This window comes from Synechococcus sp. R6-7 (assembly GCF_047461695.1).
GTDB lineage: Bacteria > Cyanobacteriota > Cyanobacteriia > Thermostichales > Thermostichaceae > Thermostichus.
Genome location: NZ_JANSHS010000176.1, coordinates 1 through 7,550 on the forward strand (window position 1 = coordinate 1; position 7,550 = coordinate 7,550).

At 60.1% G+C, this 7,550-nt stretch carries 7 protein-coding genes; 3 read left to right on the plus strand and 4 right to left on the minus strand.

Annotated elements, in window-relative coordinates; all coding sequences use genetic code 11:
- Nucleotides 1–219: 219 nt before the first annotated feature.
- Nucleotides 220–660: a hypothetical protein gene (locus NW815_RS05955; RefSeq protein ID WP_238376922.1), complete on the plus strand. Its 441-nt coding sequence runs from the start codon at nt 220–222 to the stop codon at nt 658–660.
- Nucleotides 648–1,544, plus strand: coding sequence for a sulfatase-like hydrolase/transferase (locus tag NW815_RS05960; protein WP_011432786.1), 897 nt, complete (start codon nt 648–650; stop codon nt 1,542–1,544). The genes NW815_RS05955 and NW815_RS05960 overlap by 13 nt, the downstream gene beginning before the upstream one ends.
- Nucleotides 1,545–1,697: 153 nt before the next feature.
- On the opposite strand, the gene NW815_RS05965 is transcribed toward NW815_RS05960, so the two are convergent.
- The 4 genes from NW815_RS05965 to NW815_RS05980 all read right to left on the minus strand — a co-directional run bounded on the left by NW815_RS05965 (nt 1,698) and on the right by NW815_RS05980 (nt 6,694).
- Nucleotides 1,698–2,846, minus strand: a complete 1,149-nt coding sequence (locus tag NW815_RS05965; protein WP_414341734.1) for an AI-2E family transporter — start codon at nt 2,844–2,846, stop codon at nt 1,698–1,700.
- A gap of 32 nt (nt 2,847–2,878) precedes the next feature.
- Nucleotides 2,879–3,655 (minus strand): enoyl-ACP reductase FabI, encoded by a 777-nt coding sequence (gene fabI, locus NW815_RS05970; protein WP_011432788.1) that lies wholly within the window; start codon nt 3,653–3,655, stop codon nt 2,879–2,881.
- A 219-nt stretch (nt 3,656–3,874) separates the two neighbouring features.
- Nucleotides 3,875–5,680 (minus strand): aspartate--tRNA ligase, encoded by a 1,806-nt coding sequence (aspS, locus tag NW815_RS05975; protein WP_011432789.1) that lies wholly within the window; start codon nt 5,678–5,680, stop codon nt 3,875–3,877.
- A 72-nt stretch (nt 5,681–5,752) separates the two neighbouring features.
- On the minus strand, nt 5,753–6,694 hold the full coding sequence (locus NW815_RS05980; protein ID WP_414389217.1) for a metal ABC transporter solute-binding protein, Zn/Mn family: 942 nt from the start codon (nt 6,692–6,694) through the stop codon (nt 5,753–5,755).
- 59 nt (nt 6,695–6,753) lie between these two features.
- Here NW815_RS05980 and NW815_RS05985 point away from each other — a divergent pair, with 59 nt between their 5' ends.
- Nucleotides 6,754–7,515, plus strand: coding sequence for a metal ABC transporter ATP-binding protein (locus NW815_RS05985; protein ID WP_414389219.1), 762 nt, complete (start codon nt 6,754–6,756; stop codon nt 7,513–7,515).
- Nucleotides 7,516–7,550 lie beyond the last annotated feature (35 nt).

Below are 7,550 nucleotides of genomic sequence, written 5' to 3' on the forward strand. Positions count from 1 at the left end.
GTGCGGGGCTCCTGCGCTAGTAAGCTGAAGCGCGCCTTAGGGAGAGGGCTAATGGCTGTTGAGAACAACTCCGCTTGAGCTTCCAGCGTCTTTGCTGCCAGGCCAGTGGAGAAAGGGAAGAATGGTAGCCTAATAAAGGGTAGGGTTGAGGCCATGCAAGAATTTCGTCCCGCTAACGCGATCAGAAACCTTCGCTTCATACTCCTGGGCTTGTGGATCTTGAGCCTGCTCGTTCTCCTCATCCAAAACTGGGGATCCCCGGCAAGGGTTGTGGTGGGTGGGCAATCGGGATCCCCGCTTCCTCTATCGTTGGTGCTATTGGCCTCTTATGGGGCAGGGATGGGGCTGGGATTTTTGTATGTAGGCTCCTGGCGATTGCACGACCGGGTGTTCCAGCGACAGGCAATCCGTAAGTTAACTCAGTTGAGCGACCGAGTTCGCTTTTTGGAAGCCCAGCTGATTCCCCCCGACCACTATTTGCCCCAAGATCTGCCGGAGTACGAGCCGGATCCCCAAGCAGGCCGCTATTCCTATTCCAATATCCCGCCGGAACGCATTCGCGATCCCGCTCCTGAGGACGACGATGCGGCAGCAGCTCCCAACTGGCGGATTGTCCAGCGGCCCTACGCCGACGAGGAGGAGGAAGGATGGGATTCCTAAACTGGTGGAAATCGTCTGCCGCTCCTGCGTCTGAGCCCGACCCCCGCCCTGAACCGCGGGGACAGAACAACTATCTGCTCATCGTCCTAGACAGTTGCCGCTTCGACAGCCTGCTGGCGGCCAACCCCAAGCACTTGCTGAAGTTGGGCCCTCTGGAAAAGCGCTGGAGCTACGCTTCCTGGACGGCCCCTGCCCATTACAACCTGCTCATGGGCCTGCTGCCCCACACCAGCCCCATCCACGTTTTTGCGTCCGAGCACTACAAGCAAGATTATCTGCGCTACAACGAGCGGCTCGGCACCCGGCAACCCATTGAGTTCAAGCATCTGCTGCCTCATCTCTATTTGCCGACGCTGCTGAAGCATCAACTGGGCTACACCACCCACGCCATGGTCTCCATGCCGGTGCTCAACCCCAGCACGCTGCTGAATCGGGATTTCGATTCCTACCGCCTCATGCCCCAGCACAACGATATGGCGGCCATGGTGGAACAGTTGCGCTTCGAGCCGGATCGCCCCAGCTTTTACCTGTTAAACGTGGGCGAAACTCACTATCCCTACGCGCTGCCCGATGAGGATCCCAGCTTGTGGCCCCGCATCTCGGGGGTGAATGGGGTGTTGAAGCGGCTGGATGAAGGAGAAGAGGACGGGATCCCCTTTTTCGATTCGGCCCAGTTGGAAGAGCTACGGCAGCGACAGATCCAGGCGGTGCGCTACCTGGATGGGATCTTTGAACAGCTGTTCGACCTGGTTCCCAAAAACACCTACATCACGGTTACAGCCGATCACGGCGAACTGTTTGGGGAGGGAGGCTACTTCGGCCACGGCCCTATCCACCACGAAAAAGTGCTGGAGGTGCCTTTTATCGAGGGCAAGATTCGCTAGGATGAGGCCCTCACCCCCAGCCCCTCTCCCTGAGGACAAGGGTGGCCATCGATAGCCCAGCAACTGGGCTTACCAGGATTGAGCCTCTGTTTGCCTGCCGGTTAACGCGATCGCCTGAATCGCATGGGCAGAGCCTCTTCCCTTTTGGAGCAGCTAGATCTGCTGGGTCTCCGGCTTGGGCAGGGTAGGATCCCGGCGGGGTTCGCCGTTGGCGCTACTCGGACGGAGCCCTTGCGGGGATCCTTTTACACCGGAACCCAACCCATCTTCGGCGGCCAGGTCGGCAGAGCGGGCGATCTCGTAAAGGCTTTTCACCACACTGCTGAGGGGAATGGCGACGATCACGCCCAGGATGCCCCCCAGTTGCGCCCCCACCAACAGGGCAATCAAGATCCACACTGGATTTAGCCCGATCAGCTCTCCCATCAGGCGGGGGGCGATGACCCGATCCTTCACCTGCTGCACGATCAGGGAAACCAGCACCACTTTAAGGCTGAGCCAAATGTCCTGAAAGGCCAGCAACACCGCCGCCGCCCCAATGCCAATCACCCCCCCCACCAGGGGGATGACCTCCAGCAGGCCGATCAGCAGGCCAAACAGGAGCCCGAAAGGTACCCGCAAAAACCCAAAAACCGGCACCAGCATCAGGGCCATGATGAACCCCAACACCAACTGGCTGATGAGGAAGTTCTGAAAGCTGAGGGCTAGGGCTTCGCCAATGCGCGGCCCCCAAGGTTTGGGGAAGAGGCTGAGCAACCCCTGCCAGAACTGGCCCCCGTAGAGCAGCATGTAGAGGGCCAACACCAGCACCAGCACCAAGTCGATCACCTGGTTGAACGTACCCAGAAGGAGATCCAGGGATTGGCCGGCAATTTTCTCGGCGCTGGCCTGCAGGCGGTTGAGAAGGGTATTGACCAGCTCCGTCTGGCCAAGGTTGATGTTGCGCTCGGCGGCCCAAAGGCTAATCTGGTCGAGCCAATTTTGTAAGGTGTCCACCCACTCTGGGATCCGCGCCCCCAGCTGCACCACTTGCTTGGCCAAGACCGGCACCACGGCGATCCCCACCAAGACCAGCAGCACCACCGAGAGAGCAAAGACCAGGGTGACCGCCAAACCTCGACTGACCCGATAGCGCCGCAGCACCTGCACCGGGTAGTTGAGCAAAAAGGCCAGCACCGCCGCTGTCAGGATGGTGGTGAGCAAATGCCCAAACAGCCGACCCACCTGTATGGCCAGCCAGCCGCTGATGACGATCAAGATCCAGGTGAGCAGCAACCGCTGCAAGGGTGAGAAGCGATTCATGCCGGAGCCATCCCCAAGGGATCCCAAAGCGCTTAAAAACCCAGGATGCTATACCCACTATCCACGTAGATCACCTGGCCGGTAATGCCGCTGGCCAGGTCGCTGGCCAGAAAAGCCGCCACATTGCCCACCTCTATTTGAGTGACATTGCGCCGTAGGGGAGCTTTCTCCTCCACAGCATGCAGCATGGCATGAAAATCGGAAATGGCCGATGAGGCCAAGGTGCGGATTGGGCCGGCAGAAATGGCGTTCACCCGGATCCCGGCAGGGCCCAGCTCGGCAGCCAGGTAGCGGACACAGGTTTCCAGGCCCGCTTTGGTGACGGCAGCCATGTTGTAGTTGGGCACCACTCGCACTCCTCCCAAGTAGGTCAAGGTGAGGACACTGCTGCCGGATCTCAGTAGGGGCTTGGCAGCCCGGCAGAGGGCAATCAGGGAGTAGGTGCTCACATCCATGGCCAGGGCAAACCCCTCCCGCGAGATATCGCTGAAGTTGCCGCTCAGCTCCTCTTTTTTGACATAGGCCAGGCAGTGAACCAGAATATCGACCTGACCCCATTTTTCGGTTACCCCCTGAAACAGATCGCTGATCTGCTGATCGCTTTGCACGTCGCAGGGGAGGAGAAAATCTGGCTGCAAGGGATCCGTGAGTTGCTGAACTTTGGTTTTGAAGCGATCCCGCTCGTCCGGCAGATAGGTAACCCCTAGGCTGGCCCCCGCTTTGTGCAGTTGCTGAGCAATGCCCCAGGCAATGGAGCGCTCGTTGGCAATGCCGGTTACCAAGGCTTTCTTTCCCGTCAGCTGTAGCATGGCAAAAAAAGTAGGGGTGTATTCCTTTCTATCCTCCCACAGGTGGGAGCTGGGGCTGGGAGAAGGGATCCCAGGCACTCCTGAACTCCCGTTAAAAAGGCCCGGCTTCCACAATGAAAGTCCTTTTGGTTGAAAAGGAATATTGTCTGCTGGATCTCCGCAGCCCTGTTACCCGTGCCGAAATCATCGAGCACCCGTGGTCGTTGGAAGATACCTCCCTCAACCGGGCTGATAGGTGGAAGCAACGTGCAGTTCCTTGAGCTGCTTCGCCTCAACGCTGGAAGGAGCGCCGGTGAGCAAACATCGCGCCTGCTGGGTTTTGGGAAAGGCGATGACATCCCGGATGGAATCTTCCCCGGCCAGCAACATCACCAGCCGATCCAGGCCGTAGGCAATGCCGCCGTGGGGCGGGGTGCCATACTCAAAGGCTTCCAACAAAAAGCCAAACTTGTCCCGCGCCTGTTCGGGGGTGAGGCCAATCGCTTGAAAAACCTGCTCCTGAATTTCCCGCTGGTAAATCCGCAGGGATCCCCCTCCTACTTCCACGCCGTTCCACACCAGGTCATAAGCCTGGGCCCGCGCCGTTTTCAGGTCGGCCAAGTCGTCGGGGTGGGGGGCGGTAAAGGGGTGGTGCAGGGCTTCCAGGCGATTTTCTTCGGCGTTGAACTCAAACATGGGAAAGTCGGTGATCCAGAGGAGATTCAAGGCGTTCTCTGGGATCAAACCCAGCTCCTGGCCCAGGTGCAGCCGCAGCCGGCCCAAAGACTCGTTCACCACTGCCGCCGGCCCTGCCCCAAACAGCAACAGATCCCCTGGCTTGGCCTGGGTGAGATCCAGCAACCGCTTCTCCTGCTCGGGGCTCAAGCTCTCTTTCAGGGCGCCGATGGTATCGAGGCTGTCGGGCCGCACCCGGATAAAGGCCAAGCCGCCCGCCCCATACTGGGTGACCAGCTTGAACAGATCCCCGCCTGGTTTGATGCGGGTGTTGGAGATCTTTTCATCGCCGCCGGGCACTGGCAGGATTTTGATCAAACCGCCCTCAGCCAGCACTTTGGCGAAGACTTTGAATCGGGATCCCTGAAACACCTCCGAAACATCCACCAACTCCATCCCAAAGCGGGTGTCAGGCTTGTCGGAGCCGTAGCGGGCCATGGCCTCGGCATAGGTCAGGCGCGGGAAGGGACGGGGCAGGTGGATCCCTTTGACAGTTTTGAAGATATGGCAGATCAGTCGCTCGTTGAGCTCCAGGATCCCTTCTTGATCCATGAAGCTCATCTCCATGTCCAACTGGGTGAACTCCGGCTGCCGATCCGCCCGCAGATCCTCATCCCGAAAGCAGCGGGCGATCTGGTAGTAGCGATCCACGCCAGCCACCATCAGCAGCTGCTTAAAGAGCTGGGGCGACTGCGGCAGGGCAAACCACTCGCCGGGGTTGACGCGGCTGGGCACCAGGTAGTCTCTGGCCCCTTCTGGGGTGGAGCGGGTGAGAATGGGAGTCTCCACCTCGACAAAGCCCTCCTCGTCTTCTAGGAAACGGCGGATGGCCTGGATGACCCGGTGGCGCAGTTGCAGGTTACGGGACATGCGCTCCCGCCGCAAATCCAGGTAGCGATAGCGCAGGCGGATCTCTTCTCGCACTTCCTCTGCTTCTTCTCCCGAGACGCTGAAGGGGAGCTGCTTGCCGACTGGACTGAGCACTTCCAACTGTTCGGCGTAGATCTCGACCTCGCCGGTGGCCAGGCGAGGGTTGAAGGAGTCGGGGGGCCGTTGCTGGACAGTTCCCGTTACCCGCACCACATATTCGTTGCGCACTTCCCCCGCCAGTGGATATGACTGCGGAGTTTTCTGCGGATCCGCCACCAGTTGCACAATGCCAGAGCGATCCCGCAAATCCAGAAAGATCACCCCCCCGTGGTCGCGGCGGCGGTCGATCCAGCCGTAGAGGGTGACGGTCTGGCCAATGTGGGCCGGGCGGACTTCGCCACAGTAGAGGGTGCGGGCCGGGCGATGGATGGCAGCAGGCATGGAAGAGGTGAGAGAACAAGGGTCTGAGCCCCTATCATACAAAACTCAGACCTCCTGCCTCGACTCAGCTTCTCAAGAGCATTCAGGGGATCCGCCCAGGGCTACCACAATCGTGCAGGTGTTGTGGCGCATCATGGCGATGTAGGTTTCAGCACCGCTGCCTGCTTCCCCCAAAGAATCGGAGTACAGCTCCTGTTCCGCTACCTTGACTCCCGCTTCAGCGGCCACCGTTTGGATCAGGGCCGGGTTGAGGGTGGTCTCAGCAAAGATAGCCGGCACCTGTAGAGCGCGGATCTCCTCCACTAAGCGGGCCACTGTCTGGGCGCTGGGCTGTTCTTCGGTGCTGATCCCCAGCAAGGATCCCCCCATTTTCAGGCCGTAGGCTTGGGTGTAGTAGGCAAAGGCATCGTGAGTGGTCACCAAAACCCGGTTGGGAGGGGGGATGGTCTGAATTTGCTCCCCAATCCAGGCATGAAGCTCCTCCAGCTCTGCTCGATAGGCAGCAGCATTGGTTTGGAAGAAGGTCGCCTCGCCAGGCACCTGTTCCGCCAGCTCTTGGGCGATGCGCTCCACCATGAGGATGACGTTTTCCACATTGCCCCACACATGGGGGTCGGGAGTGGGGATCCCATCCTCCTCATTGGTGACGATGGGATCGAGGATCTCGGCCAAGGCAACCCGCTGCGCCTGTTGGGCTGTGGCCTCGATGAGGCGCATCAACCCCGGCTCCAGGTTGTAGCCGTTGTAAAACACCAAGTCTGCCCGCTCTAGGGCCATCCCATCCGCCGGTGCCGGCTCGTAGATGTGGGGATCCATCCCCGGCTGCAGCAGGCTGGTGAGCTGGATGCGATCTTGGCCCACCTGCTCCACCCAATCGGCGATCAACGTAGTGGTGGCCACAACGCGGGGACGCGCCCATCCCGAACCGGCCAAGGCCAGAAAACTGCTGATCGCCAAGCCGAAGGCCGCTACCCAACGGTGCCGCCCCCAAAGGAAGACAAGACTTTTGATCATCGTTTCATGGTTTAGACGTCCCTTTAGGGTACACTGGACTTACCGAAAATGAAAGCAAAATGAAAAAGCAATCTGCTCCTCTCCCTCTTCGCCCGGCCAGGGGATCCCTGGTGGTGCGGGATCTGACGGTGCGTTACGGCAGCCTGCGGGTGCTGCAAGGGATCCAAGCTGAAATCGCGCCGGGCCGCCTCACGGGCATCCTTGGGCCCAACGGAGCTGGCAAAAGTACGTTTCTCAGAGCGCTGCTGGGGTTGGTGCCGCTGGAACGGGGGGAAGTGCGCTACGGTGGGCAAGCGCTGTGGGGAGAGCAAGTGGCCTATGTACCCCAGCGCTCGGCCATCGACTGGTCGTTTCCCGCCACGGTGTGGGATGTGGTGTTGATGGGGCAGGTGAGAGCTGCTGGCTGGTTTCGCCGCATCGGGAAAAAGGGGCAGCAGCGGGCTGCTCAAGCCCTGGAGCGGGTGGGGATGGGGGCCTACCGGGATCGCCCCATTGGAAAGCTGTCGGGGGGACAACAGCAGCGGGTGTTCCTGGCGCGGGCCTTGGCGCAAGAAGCGGAGATCTACGCCCTTGACGAACCCTTTGCCGGGATCGACCAGCCCAGCGAAGCTATTTTGTTCCAGGTGTTGCGGGAGCTGGCAGATGCCGGCCACATCGTGATGGTGGTGCACCACGATTTGGGGCAGGCCCGGGCCTACTTCGACGAAGTGCTCCTCCTCAACCGTGTCTTAATTGCCCAGGGATCCCCGCGGGAGGTGTTGCAGCCAGCGGTGTTGCAGCGGGCCTATGGCCGAGCCCTGCTGCTGGACTCAGCTGCCTAGGGAGCATGACTCTAGTCAATGATATGCTGGACTAT